Raw genomic sequence first — 17,715 nt, forward strand, 5'->3', positions numbered from 1 at the left:
AACCCGCAGGGCGGCGGTGGAGAGAGTTTCGGCGCGATGTGAGGGAGCAAAGCTCCCGCGTGCCGAAAGTCTCGGAGGAGCCGGTGGCGCAGCCACTTGCGCGGAGAGCTCCGGTCGCAACGAGGGAGCGCAGCGAACGAGCCGCCGGAGGCTTCACGGCAAAGAAACGTGAGCCCACCGGGCGAGCCGGAGCGGCCGGCGCAGGCGGACGGGCCTCTGGGCGGCGTTCCGTCGCCGCTGCGCGAGCACAGCTCGCGGCCCGGAACGGGATACTTGGGAAGGGTGAGAGCCGCCCCTTCACGGGCGGCCCGAAGGCCGGCCCTCGCCCGATCAGCTCGGCGAGGACGTCTCCGTGGCGGCCTCGCGGGCTACATCGAGTTCGGCGGCGGTGTGGTGCCCCTGCACGTCGGAGTTGTTCACCTTGTAGGGGCGAGTGCCGTCGTTCCAGTCGAGCGCGACGGTCACGCTCTTGGGGTTCACGCGGGTGACGACGTGCCAGCCGAACCGGTGCTTGATCATGTCGCCCTTGGCGCTTGTCTCGCGGCTGTGGATCGTGACCTGTCCCGCGGCGGTCTGCGCCTCGCGGACGACCAGCCAGTACGACTTCGAGCCCGACGCTCTGCGCACACTCGCCCCACGAATCGAGCACGGGATGCAAGCCGCGAGCGGGGTCGGTCGGGCTGCTGGCGGTCGTCGGATCACGTCAACCAGTAAGCGCGCTGCGCGTCCCTCCGGGATGCCCCGCTGGGGCACTCCTGACGACCACCCGCCTCCGGCATCGCACCGCTTATCGGATGGATGGCCTCGATGCGTGTTCAAGCGAAACGACTCAGGTTGAAAGCCGTGTTGCCGACGCGTGCGACCCTGTCGAGATGCACGCCCCTCGGAGACATTTCCTGGCGATAGGCACGGCGTTCATCCGGCTCCTACGCCTAGGATTCGCCCGAGGGACGGTGAGTCATGGCGAGTTGGAAGAAGCTCCACGGCACGACTCTCACCGGCCTGGCTACAGCTCTCAGCGCTCGGCTTGAAAGCGAAGGCCATGCGCCCGGTCAGCTCGCCGGGACTCAGCCTCGCGGTCGGAGCGGCGGGCGTGGCCTACTGGCTCGCCAGCCCTTCAACTTTTGACCAGCTCCCCTCCCGTTTAAAGAGAATGCGAGTCTGACAATCTTCCCTTCGGGAATCCGCAGCAAGTCTGGTAAAAACTGCCGTCGGGCGCGTAGCGCCGAACCCTCTACGACGCAACGATCGCTCGAGGTCGACAGCATCGTCGGCTGAATCGCTACTGAGCGACAGTCTCAAATAGCGGTCCGTAGGTGAGCGATGGAGCCTCACCCAATCGCTCGGCCAGAGGTGTCAGGCGCTCTTGCAAGGGGTTACCCGCCAGCACGTGATCCCAGGCCGTCAGCGCTCGCAGGAGTAGCGCCGAGGCCACGCGCAACCACGTGTCCGCCTGCGGATGGCGGGCCTGATCGAACCAGCCGAAACCGGAAGGGCTGCCTGGATCTGCAGCCGTGTAGAGGTCCACGATTTTCGCGCCGGCGTGACTCACCCCGGATGCCATCCGGAACAGCACGTACAGGCGATCCGTGCCCGTGACGGACCTCGCCCTCTGCTGGAAGTCGGTGTCGGTCGTGTACTCACCGAAGCGGTTGAGCAGCTCTTTCGCGCGAGCCAGCTCCGCCCCGACCAGGTCCGGTTTCAGGTCGGGATTGGCCTGGCGAATGTTGTTGAGCAGCTTGCGCCTCGCCTCCGCACCTTCCCGCGTGAACCCCTTCCAGCCGTCCGGTGCCTTCAGGAGCCAAGCTGCGGTCGTCGCATCCTCCATCAGCGTGCGTATGACGGGAACAGCCGCGAGCGGCTGCTTCGCTTCATACAGCGTTGCGATCGCCCGGCCGCAGTCGACGGCGTGCGCGACGAGCGCTCGAACGGCGATGACGGTCTGCGTGTTCACAGGGGTGGAGTACTTCGTCACGGGATTGGCAGCGTGGTCGTCCCAGAGGACGCAGAGGCGACGCAGCGTATCGGTCGACTTCGTCTCCTCGAGCCACTGCTGGCGCCTCGTGTCAGCGCGCCGCTCCTTGGCGTCGCTTCGACGCCGTTGGTCTCGGGCGCGGCTCACTTCACGCGTCCCGAGGCATCATCAGCGTCGCATCAGCGATCCGAGCGTCCGCCACTGCGGCACGCTGCACCGCGCGGTACACGGTCCACCGCGCCACACAATACTGCTGCGCGAGCTTCGCGATCGAGTGGTTGCAGGACCGGTACTCCGCCACGAGGTGACCTTCGATTCTCGGGCTCAACTTGGGCTTCTTCCGTCGGAGCCGACCCTTCTCCTTCGCAACCTTCATCCCCTCCCGGGTTCGAGCGCGGATCAAGTCGCCCTCGAACTCAGCGATCATCGCCAAGACGTTGAATAGCAGCCGACCGATCGGATCTATCGGGTCATTCACCGTGCCGCCGATTCTCAGCCGCGCTCCCTTGCGTGTCAGCTCATCAGCTATGTCGCGGGCATCACTAATCGATCGGGCCAGGCGGTCGAACTTCGTGACAAGGAGGGTCGATCCGTCATGGCAGGCGGCCAGGGCCGCGGCCAGCGCAGTGCACGCGCGATTGGAGCCCGTGGGGCCCGAGTCGACGTAGAGGCGATCAGCCGGGACGCCGGCGGCCGCGAGCGCGTCGCGCTGCACCTGCGCGTCTTGCTTGTCAGTAGAAACGCGGGCATAGCCAACGAGGTCGGTCATTCTAACATTGTCCCAGTGAGCATCCCCCAACCGGACAATTCACCAGGCGAGTCTAACGGAAAGAAAAGAGAGGCTTCTCGGCGCGGAGGCGTGCAGGCGTGCAGGCGTCCGCAGCGTCCGGTGAACTATCTCTTTGCGGGACCGGCAGGCAGCAGGCTCGACGGGACATCCTCACGCTCCCAGCGAACAGAGAGGGTGTCCCTGCTACGGGCTGGCAGAATGAACACAACAACAGGTCGGACCCGCGGATTCGCAGGTGCCGGCCCAGCAACGGAGACACCCACACTGACGCCGCGCAAGCGATCGTCAATCGGACTAGCCGCGCAAGCGGTGGATCTCACGTTCTGCGAAAGACCTTCCTCACCGAAGATCGTCGAGTCACATGCTCCGCGTCCCGCGACGTCGAGCCGAAACCGCTCAGACGATGCATCCCGGCGCGGAAGTAGCAACGCCCCTAGTAGTCAATCGATCTAGGCGCGACTGCGCGGGCTGTCGCGCCGGCATCGAGACTCTTGTGAGCGACTTCCTCGCCGCGACCGGCACGGTCGTAACCTTCTCCGCCCTTCTGAGCGGACTCGCGACCTTCGGGCCGTGGGTCGTCGGAATCGTCTGCGCTCTTTTCCTGCTGGTCATGCTGGGGTCGCGGACAATCGACCTAGTGGCGCGGGCGATCGATACCGTCGTTGTGCCGCTCGTAGCCCTGTTCGGGAACAAGACCAGGAGCGGTAATGCCCGGGCTGTACTCGAATCGCGCTCCGGCGCCGTTGAGCCTAGGAGGAAGGGACCCTCGTGAGCGGGCGTCTCTAGCTGAGGAGCTGCACGAGGACGTCGGCGGCGACGTCCTCGCCCTCGATAGGGGGGAATCCGCTGACGGTCCCGGTCGCGTCGACGCCGAGCGAGGAGTCCGGGAACCGGGCGACGAGGGAGGCGCCACGATCCGTGACGTGGGTGCCCAGATCACGTCGAGCCGCCGTCGCGCCAGAGCCGATCGCCTGCTCGTGCGACTTCCCCTCGCCGCGTGTCCGGTCGTCGAGAACTCGTGACTCGGTCGTCTGCTGCACGCTGACCATCGCTGCGAGGCAGCAGGCGCGCGGTCCCGAGTACCGCCCGGTGACGATCGGGGACGGCTGCTGGATCGGAGCCGGCGCGATCGCGCTTCCCGGGATCACGGTGGCCGCGGGCTGCGTCAGCGCCGCGGGCGCCGTCGTCCCGTCCGACTCGGAACCGCACGGCCTCTCCGATGGGGCGCCGCGCCTGCGCGATCTCGACGAGTAGCCGGTCGCGGCGTACGGCCGGCTCAGCCGTCCCCTCCGCCCGGGATGTCCCGGACGACGCTTCAGCGCGGGTCCAGCCGGGTCGCCGCACCACCGCCCGAGGAGCGGCTGTGGAACCACGGTGCGTGGGAGTCGGCGTGATTCCCGCCGAGCACGGCGTCGCTCAGGTGCGCCCGCGTCTTCTCGCGCCGGCGCTTCATCGCCGAGGCCCAGGACCGGGTCGCGGAGCAGACCGCCTGACGACGGCGCTCCCTGGCCGCTCGTGCGCACGTCGCCGTGCGCGCGAGCGGCCCCGCGGCGGGATCAGAACAGGCCGCGCGGGGGCTCGATCGAGGCGAGGACGCCGGGGGCGGCGATCACGCTGAGGCGGCCGACCTCCTCCGGGGTCAGCTCGGGCAGGCGCTGCGCGAGGTCGAGGAAGCGCTCGATCTCGGACTCCTCGAGCACGTCGGCGGCGAGCGTGCGGAACTTCGCCACGTACTGCTCGCGGCTGAACGGGTGCGCGCCCAGCGGGTGCGCGTCCGCCACCGCGATCTCGTCGACGATCGTCGTGCCGTCCGTCATCAGGATCTCGACGCGCGCGCCGAACGCCTTCTCGCCCGGATCCGTGGAGTGGTAGCGGCGCGTCCACTCCGCGTCCTCCTGCGTGGTGACCCGGTGCCAGAGCGCGATCGTGTCGGCGCGGGCGGCCCGCTCGGGCGCGTAGCTGTGCACGTGGTGCCAGGCGCCGTCCTGCAGCGCCACCGTGAAGATGTACGGAACGGAGTGGTCCAGCGTCTCGCGGGACGCGGCGGGGTCGTACTTCTGCGGGTCGTTCGCGCCCGAGCCGATCACGAAGTGGGTGTGGTGCGAGGTGTGCAGGACGATCCGCTCGACGCGCTCGGGATCGGCGGCCTCGGGGTGCGTGCGGTGCAGGCGGCGGGCGAGGTCGATCAGCGCCTGGGCCTGGTACTCGGCCGAGTGCTCCTTCGTGTACGTGTCGAGGATCGCGCGCTTGGCCTCGCCGCGGTCGGGCAGCGGGACGTCGTAGCTCGCCTCGGCGCCGTCCAGCATCCACGCGATGACGCCGTCCTCGCCCTCGTAGATCGGCGACGGGCTGGTCTCGCCGCGCATCGCCCGGTCGACCGCCTCGATCGCCATCTTCCCCGCGAAGGCCGGCGCGTACGCCTTCCAGCTCGAGATCTCGCCCTTGCGCGACTGCCGCGTGGCGGTCGTCGTGTGCAGAGCCTGCGCGACGGCCTGCTCGATCGTCGCGACGTCGAGGCCGAGCAGCGTGCCGATCCCGGCGGCCGCCGAGGGGCCGAGGTGCGCGACGTGGTCGATCTTGTGCCGGTGCAGGCTGATCGCGCGCACCAGGTCGACCTGGACCTCGTAGCCCGTGACGATGCCGCGGACGAGCTGCGCCCCGCCGATGCCCGCGTGCTGGGCGACGGCGATCAGCGGAGGGATGTTGTCGCCCGGGTGCGAGTACTCGGCCGCCAGGAACGTGTCGTGGTAGTCGAGCTCGCGCACGGCGACCCCGTTGGCCCAGGCCGCCCACTCGGGCGAGACCCGGCGGGCCGGGTCGACGCCGAGGACGACCGAGCCCTGGCCGCCGATGGAGGCGGGGTGCGCGAGAGCCTGCGCGCGGGCGGCGACGACCGGGCGGCGCAGGAGCGACGCCGTGGCGACGGCGGCGTTGTCGATGACGCGGTTGACCACCATCTCGGCGACCTCGCCGTCGATCTCGACCGGATCGGCGGCGACCTCGGCGAGCGCGTGGGCGAGCTGCCCGTGTCGCGGGAGCTCCTCGTCGCTGCGGTGGACGCGGACGTGGTGTTCGTGCACGGGCGGCTCCTTCGTCTCTCCCCCAGGCTATCGCCCGCCTCCGGGCCCGGCGGCGCGGGCAGAATGGGCGGATGTCCTCCCTCACGCGCGTCGCGGCGCTCGACTGCGGCACCAACTCCCTCCGCCTGCTGATCGCCGACGTGGAGGACGGCCGCCTCCGGGACGTCCAGCGCCGCACCGAGCTCGTGCGGCTGGGCCGCGGGGTCGACCGCACCGGCCGCTTCGACCCGGCCGCGCTCGAGCGGACCCTCGCCGTCACCCGCGAGTACGCGGCCGCCGCGCAGGAGGCCGGCGCCGAGCGCCTCCGCTTCGTCGCCACCTCGGCCACCCGCGACGCCGCCGACCGCGAGGACTTCCTCGCCGCCGTCGAGCGGATCCTCGGCGTCACCCCGGAGACGATCTCCGGCGAGGAGGAGGCGCGGCTCTCGTTCCGCGGGGCGGTCTCGGCCGTCGACTCCGCCCGGCCCGTGCTGGTCGTCGACCTCGGCGGCGGCTCGACCGAGCTGGTGCTCGGCGGGGCGGAGCCGGAGCAGGCGCACTCGATGGACGTCGGCAGCGTCCGCCTGACGGAGCGCCACCGCCGGGCCGCCGAGCCGTCCGAGGGCGAGCGCGCGGCGATCCGCGCGGACGTGCGCGCCGCGCTGGCCGCCTCCTCCGTCGACCTGTCGCAGACCCGGAGCGTCGTCGGCGTCGCCGCGACCGTGCTCACGATCACCGCGCACGTCCTCCGCAGCACCGACCGCGCTGCGCTCGAGACGTCCCTCCCCCTCTCCGACGTCCTCGCCGCCTGCGACGAGCTCGCCGCGCTCTCCCCCGAGGCGACCGCGTCCCTCCCCTGGGTGCGCCCGGGGCGCGAGGACGTGCTGGCGGCCGGCGCGCTGGTCTGGGGCGAGGTCCTCCGCGCGGTCCAGGCGGCCTCGCCGGGCGTCGACCGGGTCCGCTCGACCGCGCACGACATCCTCGACGGCATCGCGCTCGGCCTCGCCTGACGCCCGTGCCGGTCACGCGGTGAGGGCGCTCCCGGAGTCGCGGGGGAGCCGGGCGGCGGCGACGAGCGGCACGAGGGTCAGCACTGCGAGGGCGAGGAAGGCGACGCGGTAGGGGACGAGGCCGGGCCCGATCGCGGTGCCGACGGCCAGCGCCACCGCGCCCACCGCGACTCCGAGGCCGGCCGCGATCTGCTGCGTGGTCGCGTTCAGGGTGTTCGCGCCCGACATCCCCTCCTGCGGGACCTCGGCGAACGTGACGGTGTTGTAGGCGGTGAAACCCGCCGAGCGCGCCACTCCGCTCAGCACCAGCAGCGCGACCACGAAAGCCACCGGAGTCGCCGGCTCGAGGAACGCCATCGCCGCCATGCACGCCGCCCCGACCGCGCTCGCCGCGACCAGCACCCCGCGGAAGCCGAGGCGCCGCAGCAGCGGAGTCGTGGCCGGCTTGATCGCCAGGTTGCCGGCGAAGAGCGCCAGCACCACGGAGCCGGCCTGCACCGGGCTCCAGCCGAACGCGTCCTGGAACAGGAGCGGGAGCAGGAACGGCACCGCGTTCACGGTCGCCCGGTAGAGCGACCCGCTCGCGTTGGCGACCCGGAAGGTGCGGAAGCGGAACGCGTCGAGCGGCACCAGCGGATGCTCGGCGCGGCGCAGGTGCCGCACGGCGAGCGCCGTGACGACGGCACCGGCGATCATCGGCACCAGAGCGCGTCCGTCGAGGTCGGCGCCGGTGAGGAGTCCGGCGGCTCCGACCAGCGCGCCGAGGCCGACCGCGACGAGCACCAGGCCGGTGACGTCGAGCGGAGGCGGTGCGCTCTCGGGGGTGGCCGGCACGATCCGGCGGGCGATCGCGAACGCGATCACCCCGAGCGGCAGGTCGATCAGGAAGATCCAGTGCCAGGACGCGACGGTGGTGAGCAGGCCGCCGAGGAACGGCGCGATGACCGGAGCGACCAGGCCCGGCCAGACCAGGATCGCGATGGCGTGGATGATCCCCTCCCGCGGGGTCGCCCGCAGCACCGCGAGCCGACCGACCGGCACCATCAGCGCGCCGCCGACGCCCTGCAGGACGCGGGCGCCGACCAGCAGCGGCAGCGTGGGGCTGAGCGCGCAGAGCAGGGAGGCGAGGGTGAAGACGGCGATCGCGGTGGTGAAGACGCGGCGCACGCCGAAGCGCTCGCTGAGCCAGCCCGAGGCCGGGATGAGGACGGCGACGGTGAGGAGGAACGCGGTGACGGTGATCGAGACCGCGGCGGAGTCGACGCGCAGGTCGGCGGCGATCGCGGGTGCGGCAGTCGTCACGATCGTGGCGTCGAGGTTCTCCATGAAGAAGCAGCCGGCGACGAGTAGCGCGAGGGAGCGGTGGCGGGGGTCCGTGCTGTCCTCCTCGACGTGGGGCTGTCGGCGGCGAGCGTAGCGCGGCGACGGCGCGGCCGCCGGGCGGGTACCGTCGCAGCATGAGCGCTGCAGCAGAGACCAGGACGATCCAACTCCGTCGCTACGAGCTGATGGACGGGGTGATGGACGACTTCCTCGCCTGGTTCCCCGAGCGGATCGTGCCGGCGCGCGAGGCCCACGGCTTCCGGATCGAGTTCGCCTACGCCGACCGCGAGGTGAACGAGTTCGTCTGGGCGGTCAGCACGGCCGGCGACGCCGACGCGTTCGCCGAGGTCGAGCGGGCGTACCTGGCGTCGCCCGAGCGCGACGCCGCCTTCGCGGGCGAGCCGAAGCGCGTCGCGGTGCAGCACGTGCGGCTGGTCGAGCGGATCGTCTGACCCGGGCGCCGTCGGCTCCGGGCGCCGTCGGCTCCGGAGCCCGTCAGCTCCGGGCGCGCCGGACGGCCGCGAGGACGCCTCGGACCACGAGCGTCCCGACCGCGATCGACCCGATCGCTCCGGTCAGGCGCGCCCAGACGTGCTTCGGCCGGTCGATCCCGGCGCGGTCCGCGGGCGAGGGGAGCGAGGCGGGAGCGAGCGTGCGCCCCGCGGCTCCCGCCTCGGCCATGTGCGCGAGCCGGCGCACGGCCTCGCGGTTGCGGATCCAGAGGAACGAGTGCATCAGCGGCTTCGGGATGAGCGTTCCCGGACCCTTCACGGGGGCCTCGTGCATCCGCACCTTCGCGCCGCGCGCGTGCGGCTCGACCTCGACGCGCACCCGGGCCTCGCCGAGCGGCCAGCCGGCGGCCTGGATGACCGTCCGGCGCGGCGGGTCCCACTCGAGCACCGTGGTGCGGTCGTCGATCACGAGCGGCCAGAGCCCGAAGGAGTGGTGCAGCTGCGAGCCCACGTGCGGGAAGTCCGCGTCGACCTTCCGCATCCGGGACGCACCGACGACCCAGCTCGGGAACAGCCAGCCGGAGGCGAGCACCGCGAAGACGGACTCGGGCGGGCAGTGGACGACGCGGGTGGTGCGGGACATCGCGGACTCCTTCGAGTGGTGGTGGGGCGCGTGGCGGCGCCGTCCCTCAGCCTGGCAGGCCGGGGGCGGCGACGGGCGCAGCGCAACGGCGGCGGCTCAGGCCGGGCGCGCCTCCGGCGACAGGTCGGGCGACTCGCGCACCCCGAACTCGTGCCGCAGCGCGCTGCGGGCGGCGTGCCAGCCGGCCATGCCGTGCACGCCCGGCCCGGGCGGGGTGGACGAGGAGCAGAGGTAGAGCCCCGTCGCGGGCGTCCGCCACGGGTCGGTCGTGGGGACCGGGCGCGAGAGCAGCTGGGCGACGCTCGCGGCTCCGGCGGCGATGTCCCCGCCCAGGTAGTTCGGGTTGTAGGCCTGCATGTCGCGGGCGGTCATCGAGGAGGCGCCGATCACGCGGTCGCGGAACCCGGGGGCGAAGCGCTCGATCTGGGCGGTGATCGCCTCCTGCTGGTCGGCGGGCGAGTACCGGGGGACGTGGGTGTACGCCCAGAGGACGTGCTTGCCCTCGGGCGCGCGGGTCGGGTCGGCGATCGAGGGCTGCGCCACCAGCACGTAGGGGCTGCGGCTGTGCCGGCCGCGCTTCACGTCGCGCTCGGCGGCCGCGATCTCGGCGCGGCTGCCGCCGACGTGCAGCGTGCCCGCGCCGACGAGCTCCGGGTTCGTCCACGGCACCGGCCCGTCGAGGGCGAAGTCGACCTTGGCCACGCCGTTGCCGTAGCGGAAGCGCTGGAGGGCCGCGGCGTACGCCGGGGGGAGCCGGTCCCCCGCCATCGCGAGCAGCGCCGTCGGCGTGCTGTCGACGAGCACGGCCCGGGCCGGGGGCAGCTCGGAGAGCGAGGTCACCTCGACGCCGGTCTCGACGGTGCCGCCGTGCGCCCGCAGGTCGTCGGCGAGCGCGTCGACGATCGACTGGCTGCCGCCGATCGGCACCGGCCAGCCGCGCGCGTGGGCGTAGGCGCCGAGCGCCAGGGCGGCCGCGGCCGTCGACGGGCTCGGCATCGGGCGGATCGAGTGCGCGGCGACCCCGGAGAACATCGCGGGGGCGACGTCCTCGCGGAAGCGCAGGTTCCACACCGGCGTGCCCTGCTCGAGCACGCGCAGCCCGAAGCGGATCAGCACGCTCGGGTCGGTCGGGATCCGCAGCAGCGCGTCGTTGGTGAAGCCCGCGACGCGGTCGGCCCGCTCGGCGAGCGGCCCCATCAGCGCGCGCCACGCCGCTCCGTCGCGACCCAGCGCCTCGGCCGTGCGGTCGAGGTCGCGGTAGGCGATGCCGGCGCGGCCCCCGTCGAGCGGATGCGCGTACGAGATCTCGGGGACGACCAGCTCGATGCGCCGGTCGAGCCCGAAGGCGCGGAAGAACCCGGACGCGAGCGCCATCGGGTGCACCGCCGAGCAGACGTCGTGGTGGAAGCCGGGCAGCGTCAGCTCCGCCGTGCGCGCGCCGCCGCCGATCGTCGCGTTGCGCTCGAGCACGGTGACCGAGAGCCCGGCGCGCGCGAGCGTGACCGCGGCGGCGAGGCCGTTGGGCCCCGCCCCGATGACGACGGCGTCGACCACGGTCACTTCCTCCGAAGGGCCGAGACGACGCCCACGGCGCCGGCGGCGAGGGCCGCGGCCGCCCCCGCGTAGCTCAGGGCGCGGTGGCGGATCATCCAGATCTGGGGCGTCATGGTGTGCGCGCGGTCGCTGAAGAGGCCGCGGGCGCCGTGATCGCCGGGGACCGGCTCGTAGACGTTGTTGGGGAGCATCGGCTCCGTCTTGTCGGGGGCCTGCTGCCCGTCGAAGGCGCTGCGGGCGAGGTACCAGTCCATGAAGCGCCCGGCGAAACGGTCGCCGAGGATGGTGCCGGCGGTCGGCTCGCCGACCCATGTGCGGCGGCGCGGCTTGTCGGCCACGTCGGCGATCGCGATCGCGCCCACCTCGGGCTCGTAGATCGGCGGCACGGGCTGCGGGTGGTGCGGCAGCTGCGACTTCACCCAGTTGAACTGGATGGTGTTGAGCGCCGGCATGTCGACCTCGGACAGGCGCACGCGGCTCTTCGCGTGCAGCAGCTCCGCGGTGACGGCCTCGGTGAAGCCGCGGGCCCCGAACTTGGAGGCGCAGTACGCGGCCTGCAGCGGGATGCCCCGGTGCGCGAGGGCGGAGCCGACCTGGATGACGTGCCCGCGGTCGCGCGGGGTCATCCGGGAGAGGGCTGCGCGGGTTCCGTTGACGAAGCCGAAGAAGTTGACGCCCACGGCGCGCTCGAAGTCGGCGGGCTCGGTCGAGAGGAACTCGCCGAAGACGCCGACCATCGCGTCGTTGACCCACAGGTCGATCGGGCCGAGCTCGGCCTCCACCCGGTCGGCCGCCGACTCGACGGCCTCGCGGTCGGCCACGTCGGTCGGGATGCCCAGCCCGCGCCGGCCCTTCTGCTCGATCTCGGCCACCGTGGCCGCCAGTCCGTCCTCGCCGCGCGCCAGCACGGCGACGTCCCAGCCGCGGGAGGCGAGCTCGCGGACCGTGGCGCGTCCGAGCCCGGCCGTCCCGCCCGTGACGACGGCGACTCCGCGGCTCATGCGCGGGCCTCGCGGGAGGCGGTCTCGAGGCGGGGGTGCTGCGTCATGGTGCGGGCTCCTTCGTGAGGGCGCGGTATGCGTCGGGAGTCCCACGCTAGGCGGGAGCGGCGGCGCGGCGCGCGGGGTTGCGCCCGATCGGTGGAGAGCTCGGTGGATCCGCGCCCGGGGAGGAGAATCGCTCCCGAGCGCTCCCGGCTCTCCTCCAGAGACCGCCGCCAGACTGACGCCCGCCCGCCCGAGCACCCTCCGACCGGATCGACGCATGACCTCTCTCCTCGACCTGAGCCTCGTCTCCGGCCCCCTCGTCGTCGCCGTCTACGTGGTCGCCGCCGCAGCGCTCCTCCTCCTGCTCGCCGCCCACGTCCGCGCACCGCGCCGCGGACGCTCCCGACGCGGCGGGATCGCCGTCGCCGTCCTCCTCCTGGGCCTGATCGGCGGCGCCGCCCTGGCCGCCCTCGTCGACGGGCCCGACGGCCCGTTCGGCGTCGACTTCACACCGGTCACCCGGGTCGCGATCGGCCTCGGGATCGGCGGGCTGGGCGTCGCCCTGGTCGTCCTCGGCCACGCGATCGCCCGCCGGCGCGTGCGGGGGATGCTCGCGTCGCTCGCGGCCGGAGTGCTCGTCGTCGCGGCGGCCGCGATGACCGTCAACATCGACTTCGGCCAGTACCCCACGGTGCGCAGCGCACTCGGGATCAGCGCGTACTCCGACTCCTCCGTGCCGGTCGCCGCCGCGGACGGACCGCACTCGGACCTCGCGACCTGGACCGCCCCGGCCGGGATGCCCACCGCAGGCTCGGTCTCGACGGTCGCCATCCCCGCCACCGCGTCGGGCTTCCCGGCCCGCGACGCCGTGGTCTACCTCCCGCCCGCCGCCCTCACCGCGACCCCGCCGCTGCTGCCGGTGATGATCATGCTCTCGGGGCAGCCGGGGTCGCCCTCCGATCCGCTCTCGACCGAGAAGTTCCAGCAGACGCTCGACGCCTACGCCGCCGCGCACGCCGGCCTCGCGCCGATCGTCGTCTCGCCCGACCAGCTGGGCGATCCGGACAAGAACCCGATGTGCGTCGACTCGCCGCTCGGGAAGTCGGCCACCTACCTCACCGTCGACGTCCCGAACTGGATCCGTGCGAACCTCCCGGTGCTCGGCGACGCGCAGCACTGGGCGATCGGCGGCCTCTCGCAGGGCGGGACCTGCTCGATCCAGCTCGGCGCCGGCCACCCGTCGCTCTTCGGCAACATCGTCGACGCCTCGGGCGAGCTCGCGCCGACCCTCGGCAGCGAGGCGGCGACGGTCGCGCAGGGCTTCGGCGGCGACCAGGCCGCCTACGAGGCCGCGAAGCCGGTGAACGTCCTCGCGAAGAACGCCCCCTACACCGGCACCGTCGCGATCTTCGGGGTCGGCGCGAACGACGCCTCCTTCCTCCCCGGAGCGAAGACCGTCTACGCCGCGGCCGTCGCCGCCGGCATGAGCGCCACCTACCTCGAGGTGCCGGACAGCGCCCACGACGTCACGGCGTGGTCGGCGACCTTCGACAAGGGCCTCGAGATCCTCGCCGACCGCTGGAAGCTCGTCCCCGCCTCCTGAGCGGCTCCGGGCCTCAGGCGCTCTCGACCAGCCGGACCGCCGCCTCGATCCCGCCGCTCCACGGCGCTCCGTGGCCCGGCACCACCCAGCGCGCCCCGGTGGGCAGGAGCGCCCGGAGCGACGCGAGCGCCTGCTCCGGCTCGTCGGTGAAGGGCGCGGGCTGCGGACCCGTGCGGCCGGTGAGCACGTGGCGGGTGGTCAGCCCGTCGCCGACGAAGACCGCGTCGGCCAGCGGCACGTGCACGGCGATGCTCCCCGGGGAGTGACCCGGGAGCGCGATCACGCGGGGAGCGCCCGGCAGGTCGAGCGTCTGCCCGTCGTGCACTTCGACGACCTCGGTGAGCGGCGGGACCGTCGCGATGCCCTTCCGCAGCGCGTAGGCCGCGAAGCCGAGGAGCGGCAGGACGCGCAGCCGCGGTGTCGCGGTCCTCGGCTTCGCCCCGCCCTTCGCCCGCTCGGCGTCGGCGGCGTGCACGTGGACCGGCACGCCGTGGTCGCGGCGCAGGCGCTCGGCGAAGCCCACGTGGTCGGAGTCGCCGTGGGTCAGCACGACGCCGCGCACGTCGTCGAGGGTGCGGCCCATCGCTCGCAGCTCGGCGAGGAGCTCCGGCCAGAGGCCGGGCAGGCCGGCGTCGATGAGGGTGACGCCCTCGTCGGTGTGCACGAGGTGGACGGCGACGATGTCGGTGCCGATGCGGCGCAGGTGGGGTCCGAGTTCCATGATGGCTACGCTAGTTAGCCATCATGGCTACTGTCAATAGCTATACTCGGCCCATGCCCACTCCCGACCGCACCTCCGTCGAGGCGATCGTGCGCGCCGCCGGCGAGCTCCTCGAGCGCGACGGGCTCGCGGGAGTCACGATGCAGGCGGTCGCGCAGAAGGTCGGCGTCCGCGCTCCCTCCCTCTACAAGCGGGTCGAGGGACGCGAGACCCTGATCCGCCTCGTCGCCGAGGACGCCCTGGCCGCACTCGCCGACCGCGTCGCCGACGCCGAGGACGCCGCCGCGCTCGCCGACCGCCTCCGCGCCTTCGGCCGCGAGCGGCCGGCCGCGTTCCTGCTCGTGATGGCTCCCGCTCCCGGCACGCCCGTCGCCGCCCAGGAGTTCCGCGACGCGGCGAGCGCCCGCCTCCTGGAGGTCACCGCGCAGCTGGCAGGAGAGGAGGAGGCGCTCGAGGCGGCGCGCACGCTGACCGCCTGGGCGAGCGGCTTCATCGGGATGGAGATCACGGGCGCCTTCACGCTCGGCGGCGACGTCGAGAAGGCCTGGCGCTTCGGGCTGAGCCGGATCGTCGCCTCGCTCGCCCCCGCTGCGTCGCGCTGAGCGCTCAGGCCCGCCGCAGCGCCGCCTCGTCCTCGAGGAACCGCGGACGGCACGCGACGATCCCGCTGACCAGCAGCACCGCCACTCCGGCGAACAGCAGCGCGTACGCGCCGCCCCAGCCGCCCTGCGCCTCGTGGAGCACGCCGATCAGCAGCGGGCCGAGGCAGGCGAGCCCGTAGCCGAGCCCCTGCGTGGCGCCGGAGAGGGTCGAGGAGCCGGTGGTCGTCCGCGTCCGCGCGTTCACGAGCGTCAGCGTCATCGGGAACGTGCTGACGCCGAGCCCGAGGCAGACCACCCACGCCACGGCCCCCTCCAGCGGAGCGACGACGAGGCCCGCGTAGCCGACGGCGAGCAGCGCGCAGCACACCACCACGACCACGACCGGGTTGCGCATCCCCACTGTCAGCGGCGGCACCACGAAGGCGGCGGCGAGGCCGAACACCGAGAACAGCGCCAGCAGCGCCCCGCCCTGCGCCGGGTCCGCACCCGCATCGACGAGGATCGTCGGCAGCCAGGTGATGATCCCGTAGGTGTGCAGACCGGTCATCCCGAGCATCAGCACCATCGCCCAGAGCAGAGGCGTGCGCCACGCCCCGTCCACACGGCCGCCGGCGGCCGCCGGAGCCGCACCGCCTCCTCCGCGGGCCGCGAGCGCCGCCCAGAGCAGGCAGGCCGCGGCCGTCATCACGGCCCAGACCCCGATCGCCCAGCGCCAGCCCGCCGTCGAGGCCAGCGGCACCGCGACCAGCGGAGCGACGAACTGGCCCACCTGCAGCAGCGCCAGGTAGAGCGAGCTGACCGCCTTGATCCGCTCGGCGAAGTACCGCTTCACGATCGGCACGATGAGCACGTTCGTGGTGCCCACGCCCGCGAAGGCGACGACGGTCGAGAGCACGAGCGCGACCGGGCTCGGGCTCAGCGAGCGGAGGGCGATGCCCAGCGTGGTCACCAGCGTCGCGATGGCGAGCGTGCGCTCCAGGCCGATCCGGCGCGAGACGGCCGCGGCGACGAAGCCGAAGACGGCGAAGGAGGCGGTGACGATCGTGCCTAGCGCCCCGTAGAGCGAGGGCCCGAAGCCGAGGTCGGCGCCGATCGTGTCGAGCAGCGGGCTGAAGCCGGTGACGGCGGTGCGGAGGTTCAGCGCGGTGATCGCGATGGCGGCGAGGGCCAGGAGGGCGGTGGCGCGGAGCGTCGGTGCTGCGGTCATGGAGTCCCCGAGAGATAGGATGATGGGATGAATCCTGGCGAGTCTAGCCCCGCGGCGCCGTTCCAGCGCGAGAGCGTGATCGACCACGTGACGGCGCTGTTCCACGAGGAGATCCGCTCCGGCCGCTGGGCCGTCGGCGAGCGGATCCCGGTGGAGGCCGAGCTCGCCCGCTGGACCGGCGCCGGCCGCAACTCCGTCCGCGAGGCCGTCCAGGCCCTCGTGCAGGCGGGCCTCGTGCGGCGGGAGCAGGGCCGCGGAACCTTCGTCACCGCGCGCTCGCAGCTCGCCGAGTCGCTGCGCCGCCGCATCCCCAGCGCCGCCCGACGGGAGGGCCTCGAGCTGCGGTTCGCGATCGACGGAGCGACCGCCGCACTGGCGGCCGAGCGCCGGACCGACGAGGACGTCACCGCCCTCCGCGCCCTGCTGGCCCGGCGCGCGCGATCGTGGGAGGCGCCGGAGCTCGCCAAGCGGATCGCCGCGGACACGGCGCTCCACCGCGCGGTGGTCGTCGCGACCCACAACGACCTGTTCGTCGAGCTCTACGACGGCCTCACCGGCATGTTCGAGTCGGTGCTGGAGGAGGACGTCGTCGGCGAGGAGGACCCGCACGCCCGGCAGCACGCCGAGCTGGTCGAGGCGATCGCCGCGGGCGACGCCGAGGGGGCCCGGCGTCGGATCGAGGAGCTGCTCGCGCCGCTGCTGGCCGAGGCGCAGCACGACGGCGGCTGAGGGGAGTCCTCCGCGGCGGGCGGCAGGTGCTCGGGCCGGTGCCGCGTCGTCAGCCGAGCGGGATCAGCCCCGCGGACGCCGGGTCGACCAGAGCGCCCACGCCACCAGCAGCGGCTGGAACGCGAGGCGCACGGCGCGCTTGCGGTCGGTGTCGAGGCCGAAGGCGCTCGTGCGGGTCACCCACTGCGAGACGTTGCCGGGGAAGATCGCGGTGAAGAAGGCGGCGGCCGCGGCTCCGACCAGCGGCGCCCGGCGGCGCGCGAGCACCAGCGAGGCGCCCAGCCCGATCTCGACCACGCCCGAGGCGAGCACGACCGCGTCCTTGTCCAGCGGCACCCACTCGGGCACCTGCGCCTGGAACTCCTCCCGCTTGCGGGTGAGGTGGCTCACCCCCGCGAAGAGGAGGGCGGAGCCGAGGAGCACCTTGGCGCCGGTGCGGAGGAGGGACGGGGAGGAGGAGGTCATGCGCTCCATCGTTCCGGATGCGGGCCGCCGCCGCCGGGTGGCGCGGCCACTGCGCACGAACGTGCCGGTGTCGGAGGCGGCGCCTAGTCTGATCGCGTGACTGACCGCATCCTCGTCCTCACCACCGGTGGCACCGTCGACAAGGAGTACTCGCTCGCGGGCGAGCTCGAGATCGGCTCCCCGATGGTGCCGCGCCTGCTCGCCCCGGTGCTCACCACGCTCGAGTTCCGCATCGAGGAGGTCCTCGCCAAGGACAGCCTCGAGCTCGACGACGCCGATCGCGCCCTCATCCGCGAGCGGGTGCTCGCCGCCGAGGAGGACCGGATCGTCCTCACCCACGGCACCGACACGATGACCGCGACGGCCGAGGCCCTCGGCGTCGTCCGCGATCGGGTGGTCGTCCTCACCGGCGCGATGCAGCCCGCTCGCATGCTCGACAGCGACGCCGCCTTCAACCTCGGCACCGCGGTGGCGGCCGTGCAGCTGCTGCCGCCCGGCGTCTACCTCGCGATGAGCGGACGGGTGCTGCCGGCCGGCTCCGTGGTGAAGGACCGGTCGATCGGCGTGTTCCTCCCGGCCTGAGCCGCACGCGGAGC

Annotated in this window: 21 protein-coding genes; 8 read left to right on the forward strand and 13 right to left on the reverse strand. The window is 73.1% G+C overall.

Going from position 1 to position 17,715, the window contains the following annotated elements:
- Window positions 1-330: 330 nt before the first annotated feature.
- From C5D08_RS15725 to C5D08_RS15735, 3 genes are all read right to left on the reverse strand, one after another.
- A complete protein-coding gene (locus C5D08_RS15725) occupies window positions 331-627 on the reverse strand; it encodes a hypothetical protein (protein WP_104277816.1) in 297 nt (98 codons plus the stop codon).
- A 655-nt stretch (window positions 628-1,282) separates the two neighbouring features.
- Window positions 1,283-1,975 carry a DUF5677 domain-containing protein gene (locus tag C5D08_RS15730; RefSeq protein ID WP_146086151.1) on the reverse strand — a complete coding sequence of 231 codons (693 nt, stop codon included), beginning with the start codon at window positions 1,973-1,975 and terminating at the stop codon, window positions 1,283-1,285.
- A 148-nt stretch (window positions 1,976-2,123) separates the two neighbouring features.
- The gene (locus C5D08_RS15735; protein ID WP_104277818.1) at window positions 2,124-2,744 is read right to left on the reverse strand and encodes a recombinase family protein; all 621 of its coding nucleotides are present in this window, start codon (window positions 2,742-2,744) and stop codon (window positions 2,124-2,126) included.
- A 514-nt stretch (window positions 2,745-3,258) separates the two neighbouring features.
- Between C5D08_RS15735 and C5D08_RS15740 the strand changes: the two genes are divergently transcribed.
- Window positions 3,259-3,537: a hypothetical protein gene (locus C5D08_RS15740; protein ID WP_104256101.1), complete on the forward strand. Its 279-nt coding sequence runs from the start codon at window positions 3,259-3,261 to the stop codon at window positions 3,535-3,537.
- A gap of 10 nt (window positions 3,538-3,547) precedes the next feature.
- On the opposite strand, the gene C5D08_RS17220 is transcribed toward C5D08_RS15740, so the two are convergent.
- Window positions 3,548-3,805 carry a hypothetical protein gene (locus tag C5D08_RS17220; protein WP_219812872.1) on the reverse strand — a complete coding sequence of 86 codons (258 nt, stop codon included), beginning with the start codon at window positions 3,803-3,805 and terminating at the stop codon, window positions 3,548-3,550.
- Window positions 3,806-3,854: 49 nt separating this feature from the next.
- Here C5D08_RS17220 and C5D08_RS17445 point away from each other — a divergent pair, with 49 nt between their 5' ends.
- Window positions 3,855-4,019 carry a hypothetical protein gene (locus C5D08_RS17445; RefSeq protein WP_258061468.1) on the forward strand — a complete coding sequence of 55 codons (165 nt, stop codon included), beginning with the start codon at window positions 3,855-3,857 and terminating at the stop codon, window positions 4,017-4,019.
- 61 nt (window positions 4,020-4,080) lie between these two features.
- Here C5D08_RS17445 and C5D08_RS17135 read toward each other — a convergent pair whose 3' ends face one another.
- Together C5D08_RS17135 and C5D08_RS15750 are read right to left on the reverse strand one after the other, a co-directional pair.
- Window positions 4,081-4,218: a hypothetical protein gene (locus C5D08_RS17135; RefSeq protein ID WP_181028835.1), complete on the reverse strand. Its 138-nt coding sequence runs from the start codon at window positions 4,216-4,218 to the stop codon at window positions 4,081-4,083.
- A 103-nt stretch (window positions 4,219-4,321) separates the two neighbouring features.
- The gene (locus tag C5D08_RS15750; protein WP_104277820.1) at window positions 4,322-5,845 is read right to left on the reverse strand and encodes an MmgE/PrpD family protein; all 1,524 of its coding nucleotides are present in this window, start codon (window positions 5,843-5,845) and stop codon (window positions 4,322-4,324) included.
- A gap of 71 nt (window positions 5,846-5,916) precedes the next feature.
- Here C5D08_RS15750 and C5D08_RS15755 point away from each other — a divergent pair, with 71 nt between their 5' ends.
- Window positions 5,917-6,834 (forward strand): exopolyphosphatase, encoded by a 918-nt coding sequence (locus tag C5D08_RS15755; protein WP_104277821.1) that lies wholly within the window; start codon window positions 5,917-5,919, stop codon window positions 6,832-6,834.
- Between the two features lie 12 nt (window positions 6,835-6,846).
- Here the strand turns inward: C5D08_RS15755 and C5D08_RS15760 are convergent, their stop codons facing one another.
- On the reverse strand, window positions 6,847-8,307 hold the full coding sequence (locus C5D08_RS15760; protein ID WP_308471637.1) for an MFS transporter: 1,461 nt from the start codon (window positions 8,305-8,307) through the stop codon (window positions 6,847-6,849).
- Here C5D08_RS15760 and C5D08_RS15765 point away from each other — a divergent pair.
- The gene (locus C5D08_RS15765) at window positions 8,292-8,609 is read left to right on the forward strand and encodes an NIPSNAP family protein (protein ID WP_104224531.1); all 318 of its coding nucleotides are present in this window, start codon (window positions 8,292-8,294) and stop codon (window positions 8,607-8,609) included. The two genes, C5D08_RS15760 and C5D08_RS15765, sit on opposite strands and share 16 nt — an antisense overlap.
- A gap of 43 nt (window positions 8,610-8,652) precedes the next feature.
- Here C5D08_RS15765 and C5D08_RS15770 read toward each other — a convergent pair whose 3' ends face one another.
- The 3 genes from C5D08_RS15770 to C5D08_RS15780 form a co-directional block, all read right to left on the reverse strand.
- On the reverse strand, window positions 8,653-9,252 hold the full coding sequence (locus C5D08_RS15770; RefSeq protein WP_104277823.1) for an SRPBCC domain-containing protein: 600 nt from the start codon (window positions 9,250-9,252) through the stop codon (window positions 8,653-8,655).
- A 96-nt stretch (window positions 9,253-9,348) separates the two neighbouring features.
- Entirely contained in the window at window positions 9,349-10,806 is a 1,458-nt protein-coding gene (locus C5D08_RS15775) for a phytoene desaturase family protein (RefSeq protein ID WP_374953961.1), read from the reverse strand.
- A gap of 2 nt (window positions 10,807-10,808) precedes the next feature.
- Window positions 10,809-11,807, reverse strand: coding sequence for an SDR family oxidoreductase (locus C5D08_RS15780; protein WP_104277825.1), 999 nt, complete (start codon window positions 11,805-11,807; stop codon window positions 10,809-10,811).
- Window positions 11,808-12,069: 262 nt separating this feature from the next.
- On the opposite strand from C5D08_RS15780, the gene C5D08_RS15785 reads away from it, so the two are divergent.
- Entirely contained in the window at window positions 12,070-13,395 is a 1,326-nt protein-coding gene (locus C5D08_RS15785) for an esterase family protein (protein WP_104277826.1), read from the forward strand.
- A gap of 13 nt (window positions 13,396-13,408) precedes the next feature.
- Here C5D08_RS15785 and C5D08_RS15790 read toward each other — a convergent pair whose 3' ends face one another.
- A complete protein-coding gene (locus tag C5D08_RS15790; protein ID WP_104251043.1) occupies window positions 13,409-14,116 on the reverse strand; it encodes an MBL fold metallo-hydrolase in 708 nt (235 codons plus the stop codon).
- A 53-nt stretch (window positions 14,117-14,169) separates the two neighbouring features.
- On the opposite strand from C5D08_RS15790, the gene C5D08_RS15795 reads away from it, so the two are divergent.
- Complete coding sequence (locus tag C5D08_RS15795; protein ID WP_104277827.1) at window positions 14,170-14,718, forward strand: TetR/AcrR family transcriptional regulator; 549 nt, start codon at window positions 14,170-14,172, stop codon at window positions 14,716-14,718.
- Between the two features lie 4 nt (window positions 14,719-14,722).
- Here the strand turns inward: C5D08_RS15795 and C5D08_RS15800 are convergent, their stop codons facing one another.
- Entirely contained in the window at window positions 14,723-15,925 is a 1,203-nt protein-coding gene (locus C5D08_RS15800; RefSeq protein WP_104277828.1) for an MFS transporter, read from the reverse strand.
- Between the two features lie 27 nt (window positions 15,926-15,952).
- On the opposite strand from C5D08_RS15800, the gene C5D08_RS15805 reads away from it, so the two are divergent.
- Window positions 15,953-16,654 carry a FadR/GntR family transcriptional regulator gene (locus C5D08_RS15805; protein WP_104277829.1) on the forward strand — a complete coding sequence of 234 codons (702 nt, stop codon included), beginning with the start codon at window positions 15,953-15,955 and terminating at the stop codon, window positions 16,652-16,654.
- Window positions 16,655-16,717: 63 nt separating this feature from the next.
- On the opposite strand, the gene C5D08_RS15810 is transcribed toward C5D08_RS15805, so the two are convergent.
- Window positions 16,718-17,119: a hypothetical protein gene (locus C5D08_RS15810; RefSeq protein ID WP_104224540.1), complete on the reverse strand. Its 402-nt coding sequence runs from the start codon at window positions 17,117-17,119 to the stop codon at window positions 16,718-16,720.
- 96 nt (window positions 17,120-17,215) lie between these two features.
- Here C5D08_RS15810 and C5D08_RS15815 point away from each other — a divergent pair, with 96 nt between their 5' ends.
- Window positions 17,216-17,701, forward strand: a complete 486-nt coding sequence (locus C5D08_RS15815) for an asparaginase domain-containing protein (RefSeq protein WP_104277830.1) — start codon at window positions 17,216-17,218, stop codon at window positions 17,699-17,701.
- Window positions 17,702-17,715 lie beyond the last annotated feature (14 nt).

Origin of the sequence: Rathayibacter sp. AY1B6 (assembly GCF_002932755.1) — a bacterium.
Classification (GTDB): domain Bacteria; phylum Actinomycetota; class Actinomycetes; order Actinomycetales; family Microbacteriaceae; genus Rathayibacter.